Here is a 23,721-nt window from a genome sequence, read left to right as displayed (position 1 = left end):
AAGCGCCAATTTTCGGAGGCGGAGAAGGTGGACCACGAAACGAACGACTTTGGAAAGCCAGGGAACGATCGATGCCCAACCATCGAGTTATCATTTCACCAATTGCGGCTTGGCGCATTTCCGCGGGACCGCCAGCATTCGCCCAGACGTTCACCCGCGTGCTGCTCCGATTTCTCCAGTCCCTTCACGATTCCGGCCGGGCCGAACTGGTGCCTCCCGGACGCGAGTGGTCGAAGGTGGTGACCGCGGCAGCCAACGATGCTGGGGAAAGACAGCAGGCCATTCAACTGCTGGCGGGATGGCATCGGGAGGCAGTGCTGGACTTGTCCGGACCACCCCTGCCGTTCCATCCCGCCGCAGCATGGTGGGGTGCGGTGATGCTATTTCGCGCGGCCTGCCTGGTTTGCTTCCGCGAGATGGAGGTGACGGATATCGTCGCTCTGCTCCGCCGTGAGCCGTTGCCGGACTCACAAGATCCCGCTGCTCATTTTTCCGCGGACCTCTGCCTGCGCCACTGGCCGGACCTCTACCGCATGGCCCGCGCGCGTTCGGAAGACGATCCACTGGTGAAGGCCATGCATGATCTCGCAAAGGAGATCCCCTTGTCCGCACCCGGCATGCACCTCGCAGTCGAGCACCCGGTGCTCACCCATACCGGACTACGGCAAGCCTATGCCGAGCGCGCGCTCGAACGCGCCGACACCACCTGTCTCGCCCAACCTGCGATCGCTTCCTTCGTCCGCTCGAAACTCGGGGCCTACACCTCGGAGTTGGGACGCGGCCTCCTTTCACCCGCCACTGAATCATGACGCCCGATACCCTCGCCGATCTCGCCCGACGCTTCGCCAGCGAAGTGCTCGATCCCCTGAAGAATGCCTACGTTGGCAAGGATGAGATCATCGACCTCATGGGCGTATCGCTTGCCGCCCGCGAGAATCTCTTCCTCTACGGCCCGCCTGGCACGGCGAAGAGCGCGCTGGTTCACTCGCTGGCCGCACGCATTCACGGCCACACCTTCGACTACCTGCTCTCGCGCTTCACCGAGCCGAACGAACTCTTCGGCCCCTTCGATATCCGGCGACTGCGCGAGGGCGACCTGGTCACCAATACCGAAGGCATGCTGCCGGAAGCCGACATCGTCTTCCTCGACGAACTGCTCAATGCGAACAGCGCCATCCTCAACAGCCTCTTGATGGCCTTGAACGAGCGCATCTTCCGCCGCGGTCGCGAGACGCGTGCGATCCCTGCGCTATTCTTCGCGGGAGCGAGCAATCACTTGCCGGAAGACGATGCCCTGCGCGCCTTGTTCGACCGCTTCCTGCTGCGCGTCCGCTGCGGCCCGGTCCAAGAAAGCCAGCTTGGCCGCGTGCTCGCCGCGGGCTGGGACTTGGAGCAAGCGGATGCCTTGCCTCCCGCGACGATCACCGCTGGCGACCTTCGCACATTCCAACAGGCGGTGCGATCGGTAGATCTTTCGCCAGTTCGTGAAACCTATCTCGATCTCGTCTTCAAGCTGCGCCACGCCGGCATGGACATCTCCGATCGCCGCGCAGTGCGCTTGCAGCGGGTCATCGCCGCCAGTGCCCTGCTGTGTGGTCGTCTTGCAGCCCGTGTGTCCGACTTGTGGGTGCTGCGCCATGTGTGGGATCGCGAGGAACAAATCGAAGTCATCGAATCGATCGTCGCCGCGGTGCTCGCGAGCGCCGAGGCCAACGTCGCGGATCATCCCCAATCACGCGCCGACCGCACCCCGGATCCTGATGCCATCGCCCGCGGGTTCGACGACGTGGAAGCGAAGCTCGCGGTCGATCCGGCGAACGCGGCAGCCGCTGATGAACTCCGCCTCCTTGCCAGCCGCCTCGACTGGCTGCCCGCTGGCGTGGCGAAAGACGCCCTTGCCGAACGCGGAGCCACACTGTGGGCAAAGGTCACTCAAGCACCCGGACATTGAGCTCCCTTGAACAACGGGTTGGCCGGATAGCCACCGCCGACCTCGGCGTGCTGGCCGCCTTTCGCGACCGGACTGGATGGGCCTTGCGTGACGAGGGCAATGGCTCCGGCTTCCACTGGCTGCGCGTCCCGGCCGCGGACGAAGACCTGTTCCGCAAGCTGCCGCTCGTTGGCCGATGGTCGATGGATTCCGAATATCGGCTCATCCGCGACGGACGACTCGTGGCCGAAGCGCTCTTACCCGCAGATAGCTGGCAGACGCTCGCCGCCGTGATCGCCATCACGCCACCCCTGCGCGGTGCTCCGGGAATGCCGCCGCCCGCGGTGTCCTTTCGCCTGGAGCCGGATGCCGAAATGCAACCGGCTGGTGCCTTGCTTTGCGGCCTGGCCGACTTCGCCAGTTGGGCGGATAGCGCGCTGGCGCCGCGCTTCGCAGGCCTGCGGTTCGCGGCGGCGGAAGATGGCCGCGTGTTTGTTACAGGGCATCCGTTGCCGGCGATCGCGGGTGCCTCGTTCTACCCCATCGGCAAGCTGTGGCTGCCCTGCGGCTGGAAGCTGCCGGATCATACGTGGCCAGAGCTGTTAGAGGGTGTTCTGAAGCTCGGGCGCAACCGCGTGGCCTTGTTCCACCCCGACGGCTGCCATGAGAAACTGGATGAAGAGAACCTGGTGCCCGCCACTCGCGCGGCAGTAAGAACGACGGAGAGCATCAATCGTGAAAGGAGCGAGCGATGACCTCCCGCCGCACCACGAACTACGCGGTCCCTCCCGAAGGCCACTTCTGGAAGTGGAGTGGCGGACACGATGCGATCGAGTGGAAAGATGGCCGGACGCTCGCCTTGTGGCCCGAGATTCACACGATCCTCGATTTCATCGGCAACAACAGCGGAGTCCCGCCTCTCGGATCCGTGCTGCTCGTCTTGGCGGCATGCCGCGATGAGTGGATCGCTCACCGGCCTCTGAATCATGGCGCATTTCGGAAAGCCTTGGAGATTCGCGACAGCGATCCCATCCCCCCCGACTCCGCCGAAATCCTCATCACGGGGCTCGATGTAATCCACGCCTTGCCAAGGGACTTGAGATCCTCTCTGGCCGCGAAGTGCCATCTGGTGTCCGCGCTCTTCGAGGGCGGTCCTTACTGTCTGCCTCGCTCCGAGTCCGAGCTGGTGTTGCGAGATCTCTCCGTCTTTGGAATTGGCGATACCAGCCAGAGGAAACCCGAGATGGATGCAAAGGCGCGTCTTCAGCGGGACCTGCGTGCGTTGAAGACCGGCCTTGCCCGCCACGGGGCGGAGAGCCTTGAAAACCTGCTTCGCACGGGCATCGAGAATTCGGGGTTCCACCAACCGCTGCTTCCCTCACTTGCGGAAGATCCCATCGAGCCCCGGCTGTTGCTCGACCACCTCATTTCATCCGGCGGCGAAAGCGGCGCGGCAGCAGCGGTGGCGAAGCGGGCGATCGCCATGATGAATTTCCCCGGCCGCTTCGGCGCGCCGCTCGACCTGCCCGTGGGTGGAATCGCCGACATCACCAACCGCGGCACCATCGATCGCCTGCTCCCCGGCGAACTCGCCTGGGATGATCTCGTGCTCGCAGCCCGCTTGGTTCACAACGAGGCTCTCTATTTCCGCCGCGAAATCCCCCCGCAGCATGTGGCGGTCAGCCACATGATTCTGTTGGATCGCGGTCTGCGGCTGTGGGGCACGGCCCGGGTGTTCTCGCTCGGAGTCGCACTCGGACTGTGGCACCACCCTGCTTTGAATGGTCCAGGAGAATTCCTTGGAGGAGTTGCAGCCACGACCGACCTTTACGAGACTCTGGATTTGTCCACGCCCGCCGGTGTGCGCTCAGCACTGGAAGTGCTCTTGCCCGCAGCTTCGCCGAATGCCTTCCTCATCGCTTGGTGGGATGTTGCCCGGATCGTCGATGACGTCGCGATTCCTGACGTCTCGTTCATCACCGCAAAAGAGCATCTCGAGGACGCGACGACACGCAGGCTGTTAGGCGAGATCGCCGGGTGGATCCACGAGCGGGCCGGCCGCTTCCAGGTGGTTGCCGTAGATCGCTTGGGGAATCTCGAAGTGCAGGCATGGTCACCCGCTGGCAATCACACGCTCTTCCATGGCATGATCGATCTCGCCGAGATCCTCAAGCCGCCGACTGCCGAACCGCTTCCAAAGAAGCCCGCCCCTCCACCACTACGCGCACAGGCCAATGTACTTCACGGTCTGCTGCCGATCTATGAGGAAGAGCAACTGCCGTTCCTGTTTCCCGTGATCCCACAAGCTTCAGCGTATCTGCCGGATGGAGCGGGAGCCAGTGATCAAGAAGGCGGCATGGGGGTTTCGTTCGACCACCGGCTGATGCGATGGCCGAAGCCGGGATGGGGCGCATTGGAGGTGGTTCCGGGAAAGCTTCCCGGACGTCAGCATTGGCTCGGTCGCGGGACAGGTGATGAGCAGATCGTCATTGCCTCCGCCGAGCAAGCTGGTGGCCATGTCCGCGCCTTCAACCTCCGTGATCAGCAGTTGCGAGAGATCGAAATCGAACCCTCTCTCCACGCCTTCCCCCGCCATGCAGCAGTCAGCGGTGGCGCGGTGGTGCTCGTCTACGCAGACCGAGCCGAGGCCTTCTCGTTGAAATCCGGCCGGCGTGTGGCTGAAAACACCGTCGCCAAGCTGCCCGCCAATCCGGTGGTCGACTTCGATGGTGAAACGATCCGCGTCTTCGACTCTGGCATGAAAGCCAGTCTTGGACTCGATGGCTGGAGCCTGCGCGATAGCTCGTGGCCGCGTCTCATTTCGCCGGACCAGATCTCGATTGAGCAGGGCGTGCTGCGCCTGATGTGCGGCAGCAACGTTTATCAGTTCAACCCGTGGAAATTGGCTTGGGAAAATGGGAAGGCCGGCCCGGCTCGATTTGCTGCCTTCAAGGAAAGCGATCACTCTCCTGCCAGCGGCGTCACATTGCGAGTCGCGCAGGTAGGTCGCTTGGAAGCATGGCTTGACTCACGAGGCCTCCTGCACCTCCGGCAAATGGATGCACAAGAGCCCAACCAATTTTGGAGTATCCTTCTTAGTACCCCGGCCGCGAGCGCATGGATCCCCACTCACGGTTTGGACTCGATCGACCCGCGACTCATGCCCCCAGGCACCACGAGAGACCAGGGATGGTCGGCCGGACTTCTGCTGGCATTTCTCAAATCCAACTCCGCCTCCCCCATCACGAGATGACCCATCCCCTCACCCTCGTCCGCGTCGCGCGACCGGCACCCGTGGTGTCGGCGGGATGGCTTGCGTCGCCGGATCCGGTCGAGTGGTTGCGAGAGGTCGCGCATTGCCAGAAACAAGGGGCCGATGTCGCTCTCTATCCGGTAGCACGGTCGGCCTCGGACCCACGGGCTGCCGGCGTCCTCCTCATACCTCGCGGCAAGGTTCCCTCCTTTCGGCCTCGTGTGCAGGAGCTTGTCGAATTGCAGCCCGGCGTCCACGCGCCAGCCGATGCCGCCTTGTCCGCGGGCCTGCCGCCCAATGAGCGCGGCTATTTCTTTCCCTACACGCTGCACTTCTTCCATCCGTCGCTCGGACTGGTCGGCTTCGATCCGAAGGATGAGCTGGCACCGGCGAATCTGTTAGAGGAGCCATCCGAACGAGAAGCCTACTGGAACCATGCGGTGCCGGTGGGTCGTTTCGCGCCGGAGTTGAAGGTGATCCTGGTCGCCGAGCCACCCGATCCGCAGGCGATGCTCGACGAAGCGGCGCAGGAAATCGGCGACCGCGCGGATCTGCCCAAGCCCGGCAGCGGTCTCATGGACAAGGCCTCCACGCTGGGACTCGGGCTTGCTGGTGGGGCGATGCTCGGCGCGGGCTGGATCATCGGAGCACTTGGCAAGGCGGAAAGCTTGCTTGGGAGCGGCCATGGCCCCGGGAGCACTCGCCATTCCGGTGGGCCGGGAGCACTCGACCGCCTCCGCGAATGGGCCGAAAAGCATTGGGAGCAACTCGCAGACAGCCGCAATCGCGAGATTGATCGGTTGATGAAATTGATGGAAACGAATCCCGATGAGGGGCTTCGTTATGCGCTGCCTCTCGCAGGCATCGAACAATCGCGCGGCACCGCGCGCCCCACGTGGAAGCTCGGCATGAAAGACGCTCGCTTCAAGATGGGCCATGGAGGTGGAGCGATCGATGGCTGGGACATCGCCAATGACGCCCGGCTGAAACTTGAGCGGCAGTACCGTGAAGCCGCCAAGCGCGAGGTCGCGCTCGGCCGCCATGAACGCGCGGCCTACATTTATGGAAATCTGTTAGGGGATTGGGCCAGCGCGGCGAAGGCGCTGGCCGATGCGGGGCGCTACCGCGACGCCGTGGCCATTTACCTCCACAAGCTCAATAACCGCGCCGCCGCCGCAAAGTGCCTGGAAGACGCGGGCCTGCTGCTGCAGGCCGCCGCCGCCTATGCGGAAGCCAAGCAGTTCGAAAAAGCCGGCGACCTCCACGCGAAACTCGGCAACCACGCCGAAGCACGGGAGATGTGGCTCGCGGAACTCGAAGCGCAGCGTGACCCGCTGGAAAAGGGACGGCTGCTCGCCACCAAGCTCAATGACCGGCCGGCGGCGCTGGCGTTGTTAGACCAGACCTGGAAGAGCGGAAACCGTCCGGAAGAAGCCTTGCAGATGATGTTTGGCACCCTCCGCCAGGACAATGATCTGACCGCCAGCGTGGATCTGTTGGACTCAATGTTCGAACATCGGGTCGGCTCACTACCCTTGGATGCGAAGCTGAAAATCGGATTCTCACAATCAAATGGTTGGAACACCCCGGAGTTGCGAGCGGCCTTGGAAAGGCAAGCCTACCGGCGAATCGGCGAGGCGCTGACAGCCCAAAGTAACGACAGCAAGGCACTGCTCGATTTCCTGCCGAAACTCGACCCTGACGACCTGCTGCTCCAGCGCGATGCCAAGCGCTATTCGATCCGGAAGAACCCGCCCCGGGTTCCCAAGTCCGGCCCGCCCACAGGCACTCTGAAGCCGGAGCAGATCATCACGGTCTCCAGCCACATCCGCTGGGATTCGATTGCGCCCCTGCCGAGGGGCATCTCCATCGCCGGTTATGGCCAGGAGATGCTCGCCGTCGGCCAGCTCCGTGACAATGGCTGCCACACCTCCGCGCTGCGAACGTCGGATGATCCGGGCGATTCGCCGGTCCGGCACCTGGCGGTCACCTCGGCGCGTGGCAGCGGCCGGCTGTTTCATTTTACAAAATTCGGCCGCCTGCACTATCGCGCGCTCGACCGCGTGAGGCATTCCGGCGACGACGCGCTTGGCACACTGCGCGGCATCCTGGCCGCAGGCCCATTCGGCGACGAGGGAGACTTCGCATTGCTGCAGTACACCGCGACCTCGTCGCTGTGCGTCCACATCTACTCGGAGATGGCCGAGCTGCGACGGGCAATCCCGATCGACCTCGCACCGCCCGATGTGACCGGACTCGACTGGCACATCGCCGGTCGCGGCGGCCATCTCTGCATCGCCACCGCAGGCTTCGTAGCCTGGCGTTTTCCCGACGGCCAGTTCACCACCATGAGCCTGGGAGAAAGCCCTTCAAGCCTTCACCTCTCTCCAAGGAGTGGAACTTTCGAGGCATTGGTGTCGGTGGGCAGGGAAGTGTTGGTGATCGACTTCCCGAAGCCGGGCAAGGACCCCGAGCCGGTGAATCTCTTCTCTGATCCTCTTGCCAATCTCCCTCCTGCCACGTGCTACTTGCCTGACGGCTCCATCGTCGTCGCGCATCGCGGCGGTGGATCAGTCTATGCGCCAGGTGTTAGACTAAAAGCCAACGCCACCCTGACCTATCCACGCGATGCCGGCGATCCCTTGGCGGTGTGTTCGCGAGGTAACGGCGGCTTCGCGATCCTCACCCAAACCGGCAAGCTGATCGCGTTTGCGAAATGAAGGGCCGATTGGCGCAACGGTCATAGACCGCCACTACAGCTCAAAAAAATCGAGGGACGGAAAGCACACCCACCCGGGTCTACCCTCCGTCCCTCATCCCTCTTCTGTCGGAAGAACCGTTTGTCTGTTAAGCGTCGAGTCGCAGCGCTGCTTTCTGTGCGGCGGTCTTCGCCTCGCCCTTGCTCGCCACGTCGTCGGCGCTGGTAAGGCGCATGCCCACCGGCTTGGAAACGCCGAACTCTTCCATCGTCACGCCATACATCACGTCGGCGCGCGCCATGGTGCGCTTCGAGTGGGTCACGATGATGAACTGGCTGTTATCGATGAAGCGATCCAGCACCTTGACGAAGCGGTTGATGTTCGACTCGTCGAGCGGCGCATCAAGTTCGTCGAGCACGCAGAATGGGCTGGGCTTGATCATGTAGATCGAGAACAGCAGCGCCACCGCGGTCATCGAGCGCTCACCACCGGAAAGCAGCGAGATGCTTTGCAGCTTCTTGCCCGGCGGTTTGGCGATCACCTCGATGCCGGATTCAAGCGGATCGTTCTCGTCCTGCAGCAGCAGGTCAGCCTGGCCCTTCTCGCCGAAGAGCTCCTTGAACATATCCCGGAAATTGATCTTCACCTGCGCGAAGGTCTCGGAGAAGCGGCGCTGGGTCTCCTCGTTGATCTTCTCGATCACCTCGATGAGGTTCGCCTTGGAGCTGACGAGGTCGTCGTAGTTCGAGCGGACTTCGTTGAAGCGCTCTTCGAGTTCCTCGTATTCCTCGATGGCGTCGACATTGACAGGACCCATGCCGTCGAGACGGCGCTTGAGGTCGCCCACGATGGCCTCGACGAATTGCCAATCCGGCTCCCCGGTCATCTGCGGCGGAAGCTCGATTTCGTCGCTGCTCTTCGAGGCATCGACGACGATGATCGGCTGCTCATCCTCCTCGCCTTCACCATCACCTTCGTTTTCCACGAAGCTCTGGCGACCGCCGCGCGATTGCTGCGACTTTTGCGAAGCGATGCAGGAAAGCAACGCATGCGCATCCGGCTCGAAGGTAGCTAGCTCGACTTGGTGGCGTTCCAGAATGGAAGCGACCAGGCTTTCGAGGCGCAGCTCGATCTTGGTAATTGCGACTTCCTCGCGACCGCGCTGCTCGGCAGCCTTGGCGTGACGGCGACGGGCCTCGGAAAGTTCGGCCTCGGCCTTGTCGATCGCTTCGAGCAACTCGTTGCGGCGAGCCGAGCGGGACTCGATCTCCATCGCGAGGTCTTCCGCCTCGGCTTGGTGGGTTTCGACTTCCTCGGCGAGGCGCGCATTCTCCGCAGCGGCGGACTCAATGCGCTGGACGAAGGACTCGATCTCCGTCTCGCGGCGGATCGAAAGCTCGCGCAGTTCGCTGAGGCGCGCCTCCATCGGCTGCTGTTGCGCTTCGGCAGCGTGCTTCGCCTGGCGTTCGACGGCGAGCGAGGTGCGCAGCTCATTGAGCGCTTGGGCCAGCTCCGCTTCGTCGCGCTGTGAACCTTCGACTTGCGATTGAAGGCGACGCTGATCTTCCTCGTGACCCTCGAGACGCTCGCGAGCCATCGCGAGTTCACTTTCGAGTCCACTGCGGCTGTCGTTCGCGGCCTGCTCACGATTCTCAAGTTCGCCGCGTTCCCACTGCACGTTCTCGATCTTCGTCTGCACGCTCTCGACCTCGCGCGTCGCGAGCGTGAGCTGGCCTTGCAGCGTGGAGAGCTCGACCTTGTGGCGCTGGATGCGCTCGCGGGCGATCTCGACTTCTTCCTGAAGCTGCGACAGCGAGGCCTCAAGATCGATCACGCGCTGGCGGGCGGCTTCCTCGGCCTCGACGAGTCCTGCGACCTCCGTCTCAAGGTCGCGGACTTCGTTCTGCAGCTCAAGGACCGAAACATTGCCTTCACCGGCATCGCCGCCATGAATCACGCCTTCGGCACCGATCAGCTCCCCGGCTTGCGTGACCATCGTCACGTCGGCCAACGACGAGCGCAGGCGCATCGCGGTCGCGTAATTTGGAACGATGAGCACCTTCTCCAGCAGCTTCTCGATGACCCGGGCGACACGCGGATCAGACTTCACCTTGTCCAGCGCCCAGCCGATCGCGCCTTCCGGCACAGCTTCCATCTGGGTGCTGACCGAATGACCGACAAAGGACTCTGGCAGGATCGAAGCCACGCCGAGACGCTTCTCGGTAAGGCGTGAGATGATCGCATCGGCGAGCTTCTCATCCGAAACCAGAACGGCTTGCAAGTGCTTGCCGAGAGCAGTCTCGATCGCACGAGCGCAGGAGCGGTCGGCCTCGATGAAGCCGGCGAGCACGCCGTGGATACCGGGCTTGAAGCGCTCGGCATCGTCGAGTCCATCGAGCACCTTGCGGGTGCCCTTTTCAAAGCCTTCACCGCTGGCGACAAGCTGGCGGACAACCTTCAGGCGCGAGTCGCGCTGGGCCAAAATCTTGTTCGCCTCCGTCGCCGCGGTGCGCGAGGCATCGAGGTCGCCGCGGGTGTGCTGATAGGTGCGCTCGGCCTTCTGGAAGGCCTCCTCCAGCTCGCCGGTACGCGCGGAGTGCTCTTCCAACTCCACCACGATGCGATTGCGCTGCTCATTCGCTTCCTCGATCTCGAGGTTCAGGCGCTGCTCTTCATCCGCCAGCATGCGGGCGCGCTCCCGGCTGGTCTCAAGCTGAGCCAGCGAGCTTTCAATACGCGCCTGCGTGGAGGCAATGATCGTCTGAGCGCGGTTCGCTTCGGCGCGGGCTTCGCGGAGCTGGGCCTCGATCTCCTCACGACCGCCACGTGCCATCCGAGTCCGCTCTTCCTGATCGCCAAGTTGGATCTCCTGCTCGGCGATGCGGCGGGCGAGTTGCTCCAGCGCTTCATTCGCCGCGACGACATCGAACTCCTGCTGCGCGAGCTTATCACGGGTCGTCTCGATCTCCTCGCGGTTCTGGGAAATACGGCCTTCGAGTTCAGCCTTGCGCTCCTCATTGAAAGCGACGCGACCCTGCGCGGCGGACAACGCGTTGCGATGGGCGTTGAGCTGCTGACGAAGGTCGGCCAGTTCGCCTTCGAAGTTGCGCGCATCGAGGCGGGCGTCAGCCACAGCCTCTTCCTTGGGAGCCATCTGACGCTCAAGATCGAACTCCGCCGACTCCAGCGAGCGGATGGAAGTCTTCAGCTCATCGCGCTCGGCGGTGAACTCGACGAAGCGCTTGTGACCGAGATGAGTGTCGAGGATCCGCACATCGCCGGCCAGCGCCTGATAGCGGCGCGCCTTGGCGACCTGCCGCTTCAGCGAGTTCATCCGGCGCTCCTGCTCGGCGAGCACGTCGGAAACGCGCAGCAGGTTCGCCTCGGTGAACTCCAGCTTGCGTAGCGCTTCCTTCTTCTCGCGCTTATATTTGGTGATGCCCGCGGCTTCTTCGAAAACCATGCGGCGCTCTTCCGGCTTCGAGGAAAGGATTTGGTCGATCTGGCCCTGCGCCATGATCGAGTAGGCGGTGCGGCCGATCCCGGTATCCATCAGCATGTCGTGGATGTCCTTCAGGCGGCAGAGCGTGCCATTGATCCGGTACTCGGACTTGCCATCGCGGAAGACCCGGCGTGTTAGGGAGACCTCGTTGTAGTCCACCTTCAGCGCAGCCTCGCAATCGGCCATCGTCATGGTCACTTCGGCCATCCCGAGCGGCTTGCGCTTCTCGGTGCCGTTGAAAATCACGTCCGACATTTCCCCACCGCGCAGGGCCTTGGCGGAAGTCTCACCGAGCACCCAGCGGATGGCGTCCACCACGTTCGACTTGCCGCAGCCATTCGGGCCGACGATGCCGGTGACTCCTTTGTGGAACTCGATACGCGTCTTGTCCGCGAAGGACTTGAAGCCGTGCATCTCCAGCGATTTTAAATACATGCGACAGAAGCGGGTTAGAGGTTCAGTCCGAGAGGGATTCCGGACATCGGCCACCGTAACCCGGAAATCCCCACGGGAAAGCTTCCGGCCGGATTAGCTCCACATATTGTGGTCTATTTCGATTTTAGATACCACCTGTTGAGATTTGTGAACTTTAAGAAGTCCAAATCATTTTGTAGCCGCCTTCTAGTCCGCTTGCTTGGGCAATAGTCTAGAGGGAAAATCGGGCTGGTCCTCGTCGGACTCCTGATGATTGGCGCAATCGTCAGCCTTTTCTGAGAATCCTTCCTACCTACCCAATCGAGCTAGGAATCCGAGCTTGAGTTGTAAGACAACCTGTCGTCTACTTTCGGCCTGCCATAGTATGTCCTCCGCAGTGCTTTCCGAATTCCTGACCGTCTCCCGCGCAGCCCACGACAAGCTCGTCGAAGCCGCTTATCAATCCCGTGGCTACACCGCCCAAGAAGCGGCCGAGGGAGCGAAGCTGGCCGCGGAAGCGGCCCGGCACGGCATCCGCACTCACCACGCGCTCAAGGCCTTGCACCTTGACCACCTTTTCGGCAGCGCCACCGGCGGCTGCGTCCCGGGTGCCGAGATCGAGGTCGTGAAGTCCCGCTTTGCCGGCTCCGAGATCTGGAATGCCCACCGCAAGCTCGGCCAGAGCGTCGCCTACCAGGCCATCGAGCGCTGCATCGAGCTCGCCGACCAATACGGCATCGGCCAGGTCAGCGTGGACAATGCCTTCCACTACTTGTGGGGCGGCGGCTACGTGATGGAGGCCGCCGAGCGCGGCTACATCGCCTACACCAATTGCACCTCCACCCTCGCGGAAGTGGTTCCTTTCGGCGGCAAGTTCCCCACCCTTGGCACCAATCCTCACTCCTGGGGCTTCCCCACGACCGAGGCGGTCGGATTCCCGGTCGTCAGCGACTGGGCCACCTCCACCGTCGCCATGGGCCGCGTCCAGGTCCTCAAGCGCGAGGGCAAATCCCTGCCTCCCGGCGCCGCCGTCGACAAGGATGGCAAGCCGACCACCGATCCGAATGAGGTCGCCGCGCTGCTGCCCTTCGGCGCGCACAAGGGCTACGCCATGTGCCTGCTCAACGAGCTCTACGCTGGTCTCATCGGTGGCTCGCTGCCGACCCTCCGCGGTCGTTCCGCGCTGGCTCCGGCCGGTGAAAAGACCACCGCCTCCTTCTACTTCCAAGTCATCCACCCCGACGCGCTCTCCGCCGGCGACTTCGCCAAGGGCCGCGATCAGATGGAAAACCTCAAGGTCGTGCTGAAGGACATCTTCGGTCACGGCAACGAGAACTGCATCCTCCCCGGCCAATTCGAAGCCGAAGCCCGCAAGAAGTCGGACGACGCCGGCGGCCTCCACTTTACCGCCGCCGAGCTCATGGAGTTCAACCAGCTCGCCGCCGAACTCGGCGTGAAGGAACTCGAGCCGATCGACTGAGCCTTCCGGTTACACACGTTCCCTTTTCCGAGGCCCGGCCAGAAATGGTCGGGCCTTTTTAGCGTCGCAGGCCCACCGTCACAGGCCCGGCTGGCATACTCCGCCCGTCGATTTCGCGGACAGCCACCACGCCACGGATGGCGGAGGTGACGAACACCTCATCGGCCGAGGCCACGTCAGCTGCAGTCAGCACGCCCTCCTTCACCTCCACCCGCTGCATGACCCGCCGCCTCATCGTGCCGGCAAGGCACCCCGAAGACAGCGGCGGCGTGGAGATCACCCCATCCTTCACCAGAAACACATTTGCCGCGGAAGTTTCACACAGCTCCCCGCGCGTATTGAAGAACAGCGGCTCATCGCCCCCAGCCCGGCGTGCCTCATCAAGCGCGACCAGGTTCTCCGCATAAGACGCGCACTTCAGGCCGGCCAATGGCGAACGCTCGTTCCGGGGGAATTCCGATGTCACCAGCGTCATCGACTCGGCCGGCAGCGGACTGGCAACAGCAGTGATCCACATCAACGCTCCAGCCCCGCGAGCCAGATCCCGCAAGTCCCCCGTCCCGGCCGTCATGGCAATTCGAACCCGCGCGCGTTGGCCCGCCAGCTCAGTCCGCTCTAACAAACCGATGATCGCCTCTTCGATTCCCTCGCCCTCAAAGTCCCATCTCAACCTCGCCGCCCCTGCCGTCATACGCTCCAGATGCAGCTCCAGCGCGACCGGCTTCCCATCAAGCGCCAGCACTGTCTCGAAAAGGCCCAGCCCATTCGTCAACCCGCGGTCCGTCGGAGATACCGCCAGCGGGCCATCGAGAAAGTCGCCATTGCACCAGATCCAGCTCACGGCCGCGATGTTGCGCCAACCTCACACACATCGGAAAGCCCGCATTGCGCGACCCCGCTTCCGGCTCTCCAATAGGGCACGCCCTTGAACTACCTCGCCCACCTCCTCCTGGCCGAAGACGATCCCCTCTCCCGGATCGGCAATCTGCTCGGTGATTTCGTGGCCGGGCGACCGGAAGCACTCACGCAGAAGCTCCCCCTGCGAGTGGTGCAAGGCATCGTCCGCCATCGCTCGATCGACCGCTTCGCCGACGAGCATCCGGTAACCGCACGGTTGAAAGCCTTGGTAGCCCCGGAGCGCCGCCGCTTTGCCGGCGTGATCGTCGACCTCGTCCACGACCACTTTCTCACCCGTCACTGGGACCGCCACAGCCCGTGGCCGCTCAGGGAGTTCATCGACACCTGCAACACGGCCCTGCGCGATCACTTCGAACTCCTACCACCCTTTCTCGCCGACACCTTGGAAGAGCGAATCACCGACGACTGGCTCGGCCACTATGGCACGGACGAAGGCCTCGACGGCGTCTTCTACCGCGTCTCGCTGCGCAATCCCGCCTTCCTCCCCATCCGCACCGCCATCGAAGATCTCCGCCTCCATCGCTCGGAGTTTGAAGCGGGCTTTCACGAATTCTTCCCATCCTTGGAAGCTTGGGTCCGTTCTCTCGGACCGGAAACAAACGTCGTCATCGACCGCGGCGACGCCTCCTCCTAGCCTCCACCCGTGCGCATTCTGATTTTCATCGGCGGCATCCTGATTGCGGCCCTCGGCTTCATGGTCTTCCAGCAAACGAAGGACCCGACCCTGCTCCAGGGCGGCCTCACCCTCGGCGGCGGCTTCATCATCTGCGGCTTCTTCTCGCTGAAGGCGAAATGGCACGGCATTATGGGTGCCGCAATCCTCTCCCTGTTAGGCGCGGCCCGCACCATCCCGAAGCTCGGTGCCGAGCCACGTTGGTTTCATGGAGCGGCCGCAGCCATCTGCATCATCCTGCTGATCAGCGCCGCAAGATGCCTGCTCGCGGAACGCACACGCCAAGCGGTGGAAAAGCTAAAGACCGACAGCGAGTAGCGCCCGCATCGCTCACTTACCTCTCTGCCACCACATTCCCCTCGAGCACGCTCTTCGCCTTCGCTCGTCTCGACACCCACAGCCGGCTGATCTGCCACAGACAGGCCACGGTGGTGATGAAGAGCCAGAACTGAAATGCCCGCGGCACCGCCCGCGCGATCTCTACCGGAAGCTCGGAGAGCGATAGCAGGCTCCCCGACGCATAGAGCGGCAAGCTCGCCGGCGACATGCCGAACAACCACACGGACAGGGGTGCCAGCCCCTTGCTGATCGGCGCGATCACAGCCCCCGCCATCGGAGGCACAATCCCTGCGAAAATCGTCACCAGTCCGACGACGCGCCCGCCCTTCGCTTCTAATAAAACCTGGAAGCCCACTCCCGCGGTGACCATCACCAGCGCAAAGAAGAGGAGGATCTTCGTCGTCATCACGTGCCCGGGGAACCAGCGCGATTCGACCAGACCTTGAGTGAACAGGAACCATCCCGCCGCCCCGGCAAGCGCCATGATCAGCACAGCCCAAAAGCCGGTGGCCGCATCGGAGAAAAACGGCAGCGAATCCACACCCTGCTTCCTCGCCCTCCGCCAACCGCGGATCTGGCTGTCGGCCGAAGGCGTGATGATGATCGCGAACATGAAGATCAGCAGCAGGGACATCACCCCGTAGATGCCTGACATGGCCACCGCCTCGCTGGGATCCGGATGCCAGTTGGGTATCACTCGCGTCAGCCGGCTGAAGGCCTTCGATGGGAATACGAGCCCTTCATCCATCAGTGGCAGCGAATTCCCCAACAACTGGATCTGGATCCAAATGTAAAAGCCGGTCGCCCACGTCTTTCCTAGCAGATGCGATTCCGTCCTCCGCCACTTGCGGCAGAGCATGACGAAGAACGTGAGGATGAGTCCGCCTTGGGAAAAGGCAGTGAAGACCGATTCCGGAAAACCGAGCCCGAAGAACTTCGCCGTCGGCGCAAGATTCTGCAGCGTCTCCAGAGCAGATCCCACGGTCCGGGGCATCAGCTTCGGACCGAATTCCTCCATCACCGGCCAAACCGTCAGATACTTGAAGTAGACCAGCCCGAACTTCGCCATCTGCGGGATGACGGTGTAGAGGCAAAAGACGATTCCAATCGAAAGCAGGAATGCCCACCGCCGGTTCTTCACCACGGTGCCAGTGACCAATCCCGTAAGATGGTAGCAGATCGCGGACGTGAGGATAATCGCATAGATCGGCAGCCACACGTGCCAGGAAATCTCCCCCAGCCACAGCGTCCACGCGGCGAAAGGCAGCGTGACTAGGAACATCGCATACTCGCGCACCGGCAGGCCGAAGAGAAACCCGAGCACCTTCGACAGTGGGGACATCGGAACCAAACGCTGATAATCGATGACCCCCTCATCACGCTCCGCCGTCATCCCTCCTGCGGCCTGAGCCGTGCCCAGGATGAAGAGAAGCACGCATTGGAAACCCAGCAACGGCGGCAGGGCAAGGCGCGAGGCATCCGATAGCGAAAGACCGGAACGCACCCCACCGGATCGCGCCATCCCCACCATGAAACCGGCGATCAGCACTGTGATCAGCATCCCCAATCCGACACTTTTCGGACGCAGGCGCGCCTGGCAATAGCGACGGAAGATCGGATTCTTCCAAACCTCCCACGTTCGATGACGATAAGCATCAGCGGCGTTCATGATGAGCGGCGGTTGGATTCGGCGACTTCCACGAGAATGTCCTCGAAGGACGAGCGGCGTTCTTCAAAAGCGCGCAATCGGAAGCCCTCGCGAACGAGCCCCTCCATCAAGTCCGCCTGCTCGTCATCAGTGCCCTTGAAGCCGAAGACCACCTGCGATCCCTCGATGCGCAGCTCATGCACGGCCGGCATCGCGGCCAACCACTCGGCAGCCTCTTCATGCCGATGTAGCAAGCTGGCCGTGATCGTGCGCTCGGTATTGCCGAGCTGCTGGCGGACTTCCTCCACCGTCCCGGAGGCAAGCAAGCGCCCGCGATTCATCACGCACAGCGAGGTGCACATCTCAGCCAGTTCGCTGAGGATGTGCGAGCTGATGAAAACGGTCGCACCCGTCTTCGCCAGGCGTCGCAGCGCATTGCGAAGATCACGCCGCGCCAAGGGATCCAAGCCGCTTGCCGGCTCATCGAGAATCAACACCCGCGGCCGGTGCAACAGCGTTTTGGCCAGCACCACCCGTTGCGTCTGGCCTCGCGACAGCTCCTTGCACCACTTCTCGCGCAGGTCGGTCACGGCCACCTCTTCCATGCACTCGACCACCCGCTCGCGGCGTTGTGGCAAACTTCCAAGCCCGTAGGCCGAGGCATAGTATTCCAAAAACTCGCCGACCTTCAGGTCCCCCGGCACCGGCGCGAGGTCGGGCATGTAGCCAACCACACGACGTGCGCTCTCAATGTCCTCCAGCACGTCCACGCCATCCAGGATCACCTCTCCATACGTCGGCTCCATCAACGTCGTCAACACCCGGAAGGTGCTCGTCTTCCCCGCACCATTGGGCCCCACCAAGCCAAACACCTCGCCGGGAGGAACCTTCAGGCTCAGGTCATCCACCGCGACGAAATCGCCGTAGTCCACCCTCAGGTCGCGGATGTCGATGGCCGGACGCGGCACGTGGGCAGGCGGATCAGAAATCGTCATTGTCGAGAAGGTCCCAGTTAGGAGGCAGGCTCAGGCCGATCGCGCCCAGATCTTCCTCGGCTTCATGGCGGCGGCGCTGGCGTTCGGCTTCGTAGGCCTGGCGTTGCTCGGGACGCAGCACGGACATCATGGCCTCCTGACGTCCGCCATTCGGGCTCGTGCCGATTTGTCCGCCGATCCCTTCCAGCTGCATCGCCGGGTCGTAGTCGCGCGAGCTCCGCGCCATGATGCCGAAAACCTGGTCACGCTGCTGGTCATCCAGCCCCACGATGTTGTCGAGCCTCTGGACGCTGCGGTCCGCCTCTTGCTCCACCCGCTGCGCGCGTTCGGCCATCCGCTCGGTCTTGAACTGCGTGAGCTTGTCCCCACTCAGCTGTGTCTGCATGAAGGCATCCAGCCCCTCGTCCGGCCGGACGTCGTGGGTCGAGCGGATCATGTCTTCGAAGGTCGTGCTATCACTGGAGACGATCTGACTCCACGCCTTCGCATCAGCCTCGGACTTCTGCTCGAACCACTTGTGAAGCGCCTCCTGCTGCGAGCTGGTGAGATTGTATTTGCGGGCCAGCTCGCCGGTCATGCTGTCGATCCGGCGTTTCTCCTCACGCACCCGCATCCGCGCCATCAGGGGCTCCAGATCACGCATCAGCGGCTTGGTCAGCTTCAGGATATCGTCCGGTGTCACCGGCCGGCCGGCACGCAGGTCGGCGACGATGTCACGCAGCCCGTCCTTCACCGTCCGGCCGTCTCGCCTGGGGGCATCGTCCAAGGCCGCAATCTTGTTATTGGCCTTCTTCAACTCCACCTCCAGCTTGGCCACCCGCTCCTCGGCGGAACCCTTTTCTCCGGTCAAGCTCGCGCGGAACATGGTGGCGCCTGCGACGCCGACCACGAGTCCCACGGCAAGCGGGACCAAAGACTTCAAGGTGGAATCGGCAGACATGACGGCAACGGGAGTGAGGGAGGATCGTGAAACCCCGGTGGAGGGCTCTTGAACTTTGAATGAAGCAGACCTCCGGCAGCGGAAAAGAAAAAGCCCTGAGGATCAGCCCCTCCGCGATCACGTAATGGTGAAAATCGCCAGATCCTGACATTCTATCACCGTCGGTCGCCTGCGAACCGAGCAGATTCTCCTCCCTCGCCCTTCGAACGCCTCATCGGACACCGCCTGCCCTCCCTAGCGCTGTCCGCTGAACTCCCCCGAAGGGCCAAATCCCTCTAGATCGCTGTTCACCCAGGGCCCTCCCGGCCTCACCCAAAAATTGCGCCGCACGGAATGGCGATTCCGTGCGGCGCTTTTGTTTTACCGGGAGCGCCGGTCTCCAGGCCGGCTGAACGGTCCCTCAACGCCGCGGTCACAGCCCGCCGCTACATTCCCGCCTTGGCCTGCCCCCTGCTGGAGTCTAACGACTCTCCTATCATGCCATCCGCCGATACCCTGCGCGCTGCCATTCGTGACGTGGTCGATTTCCCGAAACCCGGCATCGTCTTCAAGGACATCACTCCCGTCCTCTCGGACGGCGCGCTGTTCCGCGACGCCATCACCCTCATTTGCGACAGCGCCGGCGGCCAGAAGATCGACAAGGTCGTGGGCATCGACGCCCGCGGCTTCATCTTCGCCGCCGCAGTGGCAGACCGCCTCGGCGCCGGCTTCGTGCCCGTCCGGAAAAAGGGCAAGCTCCCGTGGAAGACCCGCCAAAAGGCCTACTCGCTGGAATATGGCGAGTCCGTGGTCGAACTCCACGAAGACGCCGTCGCTCCCGGCGAGTCCGTCCTGCTCGTGGATGACCTGCTCGCCACCGGCGGCACCGCAGGCGCGGCGCTGGAATTGCTCGACCAACTCGGCGCAAAGGTCGTCGGCGTGACGTTTTTGATCGAGCTCGCCTTCCTAGGCGGCCGAAAAATGCTCGGGGATCACAAGGTGGTCTCCATTCTGATATTCAACGATTAATTAGCCGGACTGATGCCACCGATGAACCGGATCGTCCGGGGGTGACAATCGCGCCGCTTGCCCTTGGCCCGCGGCTTTTTCAGACTCCGCGCCCGCAATCCAACGTTTCCCATGTCCTGGTCCACCTACGCATCCTCCCTGATCCGCTACCCGCAGTTCGGATTCTCGCTCGATACCTCCCTGATGGACCTCGACGAGGCGTTCTTCGCGAAAATGGCGCCGAAGGTGGAAAAGGCCTACGCCGACATCGCCGCTCTCGAGTCCGGTGCCATCGCCAATCCCGATGAAGGCCGCATGGTCGGTCACTACTGGCTGCGCAATGCCGCCCTCGCCCCGAGCCAGGAAATCCGCGACGCCGTCACCAAGCCCCTCGCCGACCTCAAGGCCTTCGCCGAAAAGGTCCACACCGGCCAGGTGAAGCCTCTCAGCGGCGGCGTCTTCCAGCGCGTCCTGCTCATCGGCATCGGCGGCTCGGCGCTCGGCCCACAGCTCGTGTCGGAGGCCATCGGCCACGGCGCGCGCATGCCCATTCATTTCTTCGACAATACCGACCCGGCCGGCATTGATCGCGTCCTCTCCGACATCGGCGCGGCGAACCTTGCCAAGACCCTCGTCGTCGTCATCTCCAAGTCCGGCGGAACTCCGGAAACCCGCAACGGCATGATCGAAGCGAAGGCCGCCTACGACGCCGCGGGCCTGCACTTCGGCAAGCACGCCGTGGCCGTCACCGGCACCGGCTCGAAGCTCGACCAGTACGCCCAGAAGGAAGGCTTCATCGCCCGCTTCCCCATGGAAGACTGGGTCGGCGGCCGCACCTCGGTGATGTCCACCGTCGGCCTCGTGCCCGCCGCGCTGCAGGGCATCGATATCGACGCCTTCCTCGCCGGCGCCGCTGCGATGGACGTGGAAACCCGCAAGCCCGGCGACAAGAACGCCGCCATGCGCCTCGCCCTCGCTTGGTATGCTGCCGGCAATGGCAAGGGTGAGAAGGACATGGTCGTTCTTCCTTACAAGGACTCGCTCGTCCTCTTCTCGAAGTATCTCCAACAGCTCGTCATGGAGTCGCTCGGCAAGGAGCACGATCTCGATGGCAAGGTCGTGAACCAAGGCATCGCCGTTTACGGCAACAAGGGCTCCACCGACCAGCACGCCTACGTCCAACAGCTGCGCGATGGGGTGGCGAATTTCTTCGCCACTTTCATCGAAGTCCGCAAGGGCCGCCATGGTGACTCCATCGAAGTCGAGCCCGGCAACAGCTCCGCCGATTACCTCCAGGGCTTCCTCCGTGGCACCCGCAAGGCGCTCTACGATTCCGGCCGCAAGTCGATCACCATCTCCATCCCGGAAGTGAATCCCTTCCAGCTCGGCGTGCTGATTGGCCTCTTCGAACGGACCGTTTCCTTCTACGCCTCGCTGGTCAATATCAACGCCTACCACCAGCCCGGCGTCGAAGCCGGCAAGAAGGCCGCCTCGATCTTCCTCGACCTCCTCAGCTCGGTGCGCAGCCGCCTCGTTTCGGAAGCGAAGACCGCAGAGGAAGTCGCCTTCGAAGTCGATGCCGACCCGGAGGACGTCTACCATTGCCTCACCCACCTCGCCGCCAACGGCGAAGTGCAGATCTCCATCGGCACCACGCCGAAGGAGGACAACTTCTCGCTGTAAGCAAGCGGCAAGCTCCGTTTCTCATTCAAGCGCATCCGGCATTCTGTCGGATGCGCTTTTCTCTGTCACTGGGAGAGCCATGCAAACAAACAAGGCAGCCCGAAGGCTGCCTTTCCTTGGCGCTTCTCTTAGTGCGCTGCCCCCTCCTTCTCGTGCTCCCTGTAGTGCTCGGAAAGAATATCCCTTCCAAAGTCCCCATCGAACGATCTCCACGACTCATGCACATGGTTCGCGTTGTTCTGCACGTTCGCGGACTCCATCAAAAAGGTCGGCCCTTGGATCCGGTAGTACCACGCTTCACCCGGCTTCGTCCCGCCGGCCCAACCGAAGCGGACCTTCTCAATCCCCGCAGTTTCGATCTTCTTCATGTCCGCCTCCGCGAGGTCCGTCCGATGACGTCCCAGGTATTCGGAGATCAACTCTAACAGCGCCTTCTTCTGTGCCTCGGACATGTCGGCCACGGTCACGCCGACCGGATCCAGCACCGTTGCCTTGCGGTTCTCCGCCGTGAGGATTTCCGCCGGAGCCTTGTCGCTGAAAATCACGTTCTTCTTCCCGCCTTCCAGCAGCACGTTCACCAGCGCGTGGGCCAGCTCATCCTCGGCCTTCAGGACACGCAAGCCCTTGTGCTCTCCTTCCATGACCTCGCCCGGATTCGCACCGAAGAATGATGGAGTGACGGAGAACTCCTTACCACCCACGACCGTGTAGTTGAGCGCCAGGTGATGGCCCTCGAACTTCCAGCCCCAGCCCTTCTCATCGCCTGGCTTGCCGAAGATCGAGACGTAATACTTCTCCGGATCGCGGTAGTCGGGCTTCTTCTCGATCTCCCGCAGCACGCCTTCCAGCGTCATGATCTGCGTCGCCTTCAGCTTGCCCTTCTCGCTCAGCACGGCATCCAGCAGCTTGGTCGCCGCGGCACGCTGGGCCTCCGTCATCTCCTTGAAGGGAAGTCCGGTGCGGGCCGGAGGCGGCGGGGTGAACTTGAATTTCTCCCGGTCCTCGGCTTCGAAGGGAAACACCGCCTGACCGCGCTTGGCATCGTCCAGCGATCCGATGAAGGCATCGGCAGCGGACTTCATCGCGGCGATCGACGGCAGGTCTTGCGCCATCACGGGCAGGCTCAGCAACAAGGCGAGGAGCGGGGTTTTCATGATCCGTGGATTACAACGGGAACCCGCCACTTCTCGCAAGCATCAGTGTCAGCATCTCGACGCTACCCGAACGGGATGCTAACACCCTCTCATGCGTCTGCTCCGACGGGCTTCCGTGATCCTTCTCACCTCCATCTTAGGCTTCCTCGCCCTGCTCACCGGCTGCCAGAGCAAGCTCATCTACTTCCCCCGCCCCTACGGACCGGATGACGTGACGAAATGGGACACCGAGCCCGGAACCACCGTCATCAAATACGCCACCACCGCGGGCAAGCAGCAGGCCTACCTGCTATCCCCCACCCCGAAGCCCGAGCGACTCTGGCTCGTCGTCGGCGGCAATGGCACCCTCGCACTCGATTGGTCCGACTGGCTCCGCGAATACGGCCCGAAGAAGGACGCCTGGCTGCTGATCGATATGCCCGGCTACGGCGCCTGCGAAGGAAGCCCGCGCCCCGCCACCATCCGGCGGAACCTTCAAGCGGTCGTCCCCGCTGCCATGGCATCCTTGAAGTGGTCGCTCCCCGCCGATCAACCCAAGCTCCGCTTCTTCGGCCACAGCCTCGGCAGCGCCGTCTGCCTGATGGCCGCCGAGGAATACGACATCCGCCGCGGCGTGATGCTCGCGCCCTTCACCAGCTCGATGCAGATGACCAAGGCCATGTTCGGCGTCGACCTCGGCTTTCTCGTCTGGCACCGCTTCGACAATCGCACCCGGCTGAAGGAACTCGAAAAGCGCGGCAACGCCGAAGTCTTCATCCTCCACGGTAGCGACGACGAAGCCATCCCCGTCACCATGTCGCGTCAGTTGGCGAAGGAGTTCCCCGGAGTCGTCCGCTACACCGAGATTCCCGGCGGCCGGCACAACACGATTCAGGACATGGCACCCGAGGCAATCCACGCCGCGATGGAAAAGGCGCGCGAGTAACGCCCTCGTCTATTCCACCTTGTCCGATTTTGGGATCAAGTGGCCGATTTAGCGGGCACTCAATCCTTCGGAATTCTTCGATTTATGGCATTTTGCGCGGAGCGTTTGCCCCGTTCGCGGGGCGAACGAAGCTGGAAACTGAATCGACTTCGGTGCCGGTGCTGAATTCCGGGGGGAATTT

Annotated in this window: 17 protein-coding genes; 11 read left to right on the top strand and 6 right to left on the bottom strand. The window is 62.9% G+C overall.

All coding sequences use genetic code 11. The features are described from left to right. Positions 1-158: 158 nt before the first annotated feature. The 5 genes from WKV53_RS16500 to WKV53_RS16480 are packed head-to-tail and all read left to right on the top strand — an operon-like array spanning position 159 to position 7,903. Positions 159-809, top strand: a complete 651-nt coding sequence (locus WKV53_RS16500) for a conflict system bpX4 domain-containing protein (protein WP_341405876.1) — start codon at positions 159-161, stop codon at positions 807-809. Next, on the top strand, positions 806-1,951 hold the full coding sequence (locus tag WKV53_RS16495; RefSeq protein WP_341405875.1) for an AAA family ATPase: 1,146 nt from the start codon (positions 806-808) through the stop codon (positions 1,949-1,951). Before WKV53_RS16500 ends, WKV53_RS16495 begins: the two co-directional genes overlap by 4 nt. Continuing rightward, positions 1,948-2,685 carry a hypothetical protein gene (locus tag WKV53_RS16490; RefSeq protein WP_341405874.1) on the top strand — a complete coding sequence of 246 codons (738 nt, stop codon included), beginning with the start codon at positions 1,948-1,950 and terminating at the stop codon, positions 2,683-2,685. The genes WKV53_RS16495 and WKV53_RS16490 overlap by 4 nt, the downstream gene beginning before the upstream one ends. Beyond that, positions 2,682-5,183: a hypothetical protein gene (locus WKV53_RS16485; RefSeq protein ID WP_341405873.1), complete on the top strand. Its 2,502-nt coding sequence runs from the start codon at positions 2,682-2,684 to the stop codon at positions 5,181-5,183. Before WKV53_RS16490 ends, WKV53_RS16485 begins: the two co-directional genes overlap by 4 nt. Then, positions 5,180-7,903 (top strand): bpX3 domain-containing protein, encoded by a 2,724-nt coding sequence (locus WKV53_RS16480; protein ID WP_341405872.1) that lies wholly within the window; start codon positions 5,180-5,182, stop codon positions 7,901-7,903. Before WKV53_RS16485 ends, WKV53_RS16480 begins: the two co-directional genes overlap by 4 nt. Positions 7,904-8,030: 127 nt before the next feature. Here the strand turns inward: WKV53_RS16480 and smc are convergent, their stop codons facing one another. Then, entirely contained in the window at positions 8,031-11,819 is a 3,789-nt protein-coding gene (smc, locus tag WKV53_RS16475; RefSeq protein ID WP_341405871.1) for a chromosome segregation protein SMC, read from the bottom strand. Between the two features lie 376 nt (positions 11,820-12,195). Here smc and WKV53_RS16470 point away from each other — a divergent pair, with 376 nt between their 5' ends. After that, the gene (locus WKV53_RS16470) at positions 12,196-13,278 is read left to right on the top strand and encodes an Ldh family oxidoreductase (RefSeq protein WP_341405870.1); all 1,083 of its coding nucleotides are present in this window, start codon (positions 12,196-12,198) and stop codon (positions 13,276-13,278) included. Positions 13,279-13,336: 58 nt separating this feature from the next. Here the strand turns inward: WKV53_RS16470 and WKV53_RS16465 are convergent, their stop codons facing one another. After that, entirely contained in the window at positions 13,337-14,119 is a 783-nt protein-coding gene (locus WKV53_RS16465; RefSeq protein WP_341405869.1) for an aminotransferase class IV, read from the bottom strand. A gap of 84 nt (positions 14,120-14,203) precedes the next feature. Between WKV53_RS16465 and WKV53_RS16460 the strand changes: the two genes are divergently transcribed. Together WKV53_RS16460 and WKV53_RS16455 are read left to right on the top strand one after the other, a co-directional pair. After that, entirely contained in the window at positions 14,204-14,830 is a 627-nt protein-coding gene (locus tag WKV53_RS16460) for an acyl carrier protein phosphodiesterase (protein ID WP_341405868.1), read from the top strand. A gap of 9 nt (positions 14,831-14,839) precedes the next feature. After that, positions 14,840-15,187 carry a hypothetical protein gene (locus WKV53_RS16455; protein WP_341405867.1) on the top strand — a complete coding sequence of 116 codons (348 nt, stop codon included), beginning with the start codon at positions 14,840-14,842 and terminating at the stop codon, positions 15,185-15,187. Between the two features lie 16 nt (positions 15,188-15,203). On the opposite strand, the gene WKV53_RS16450 is transcribed toward WKV53_RS16455, so the two are convergent. From WKV53_RS16450 to WKV53_RS16440, 3 genes are read right to left on the bottom strand one after another with little or no spacing between them, the layout of a single operon-like run. Next, the gene (locus tag WKV53_RS16450) at positions 15,204-16,877 is read right to left on the bottom strand and encodes a hypothetical protein (RefSeq protein ID WP_341405866.1); all 1,674 of its coding nucleotides are present in this window, start codon (positions 16,875-16,877) and stop codon (positions 15,204-15,206) included. Further along, complete coding sequence (locus WKV53_RS16445) at positions 16,874-17,851, bottom strand: ABC transporter ATP-binding protein (RefSeq protein ID WP_341405865.1); 978 nt, start codon at positions 17,849-17,851, stop codon at positions 16,874-16,876. Before WKV53_RS16445 ends, WKV53_RS16450 begins: the two co-directional genes overlap by 4 nt. After that, on the bottom strand, positions 17,838-18,791 hold the full coding sequence (locus WKV53_RS16440) for a hypothetical protein (RefSeq protein WP_341405864.1): 954 nt from the start codon (positions 18,789-18,791) through the stop codon (positions 17,838-17,840). The genes WKV53_RS16445 and WKV53_RS16440 overlap by 14 nt, the downstream gene beginning before the upstream one ends. A gap of 477 nt (positions 18,792-19,268) precedes the next feature. On the opposite strand from WKV53_RS16440, the gene WKV53_RS16435 reads away from it, so the two are divergent. Both WKV53_RS16435 and WKV53_RS16430 read left to right on the top strand, forming a co-directional pair. After that, positions 19,269-19,799, top strand: a complete 531-nt coding sequence (locus WKV53_RS16435; protein WP_341405863.1) for an adenine phosphoribosyltransferase — start codon at positions 19,269-19,271, stop codon at positions 19,797-19,799. A 111-nt stretch (positions 19,800-19,910) separates the two neighbouring features. After that, positions 19,911-21,461 (top strand): glucose-6-phosphate isomerase, encoded by a 1,551-nt coding sequence (locus WKV53_RS16430; RefSeq protein WP_341405862.1) that lies wholly within the window; start codon positions 19,911-19,913, stop codon positions 21,459-21,461. A 128-nt stretch (positions 21,462-21,589) separates the two neighbouring features. On the opposite strand, the gene WKV53_RS16425 is transcribed toward WKV53_RS16430, so the two are convergent. After that, complete coding sequence (locus tag WKV53_RS16425; RefSeq protein ID WP_341405861.1) at positions 21,590-22,615, bottom strand: DUF3500 domain-containing protein; 1,026 nt, start codon at positions 22,613-22,615, stop codon at positions 21,590-21,592. Positions 22,616-22,706: 91 nt separating this feature from the next. On the opposite strand from WKV53_RS16425, the gene WKV53_RS16420 reads away from it, so the two are divergent. Next, positions 22,707-23,540, top strand: coding sequence for an alpha/beta hydrolase (locus tag WKV53_RS16420; protein WP_341405860.1), 834 nt, complete (start codon positions 22,707-22,709; stop codon positions 23,538-23,540). Positions 23,541-23,721 lie beyond the last annotated feature (181 nt).

The sequence above is a fragment of the Luteolibacter sp. Y139 genome (assembly GCF_038066715.1).
GTDB classification, from domain to species: domain Bacteria; phylum Verrucomicrobiota; class Verrucomicrobiia; order Verrucomicrobiales; family Akkermansiaceae; genus Haloferula; species Haloferula soli.
Note: the sequence above shows the minus strand (reverse complement) of the source record. Positions and strands in the feature narration are given on the sequence as shown.

Coding starts and splice junctions, on each gene's coding strand:
- WKV53_RS16495 (WP_341405875.1), top strand. CDS start 806: ATGACGCCCGATACCCTCGCCGATCTCGCCCGACGCTTCGCCAGCGAA.
- WKV53_RS16485 (WP_341405873.1), top strand. CDS start 2,682: ATGACCTCCCGCCGCACCACGAACTACGCGGTCCCTCCCGAAGGCCAC.
- WKV53_RS16480 (WP_341405872.1), top strand. CDS start 5,180: ATGACCCATCCCCTCACCCTCGTCCGCGTCGCGCGACCGGCACCCGTG.
- smc (WP_341405871.1), bottom strand. CDS start 11,819: ATGTATTTAAAATCGCTGGAGATGCACGGCTTCAAGTCCTTCGCGGAC.
- WKV53_RS16450 (WP_341405866.1), bottom strand. CDS start 16,877: ATGAACGCCGCTGATGCTTATCGTCATCGAACGTGGGAGGTTTGGAAG.
- WKV53_RS16445 (WP_341405865.1), bottom strand. CDS start 17,851: ATGACGATTTCTGATCCGCCTGCCCACGTGCCGCGTCCGGCCATCGAC.
- WKV53_RS16440 (WP_341405864.1), bottom strand. CDS start 18,791: ATGTCTGCCGATTCCACCTTGAAGTCTTTGGTCCCGCTTGCCGTGGGA.
- WKV53_RS16435 (WP_341405863.1), top strand. CDS start 19,269: ATGCCATCCGCCGATACCCTGCGCGCTGCCATTCGTGACGTGGTCGAT.
- WKV53_RS16430 (WP_341405862.1), top strand. CDS start 19,911: ATGTCCTGGTCCACCTACGCATCCTCCCTGATCCGCTACCCGCAGTTC.
- WKV53_RS16425 (WP_341405861.1), bottom strand. CDS start 22,615: ATGAAAACCCCGCTCCTCGCCTTGTTGCTGAGCCTGCCCGTGATGGCG.
- WKV53_RS16420 (WP_341405860.1), top strand. CDS start 22,707: ATGCGTCTGCTCCGACGGGCTTCCGTGATCCTTCTCACCTCCATCTTA.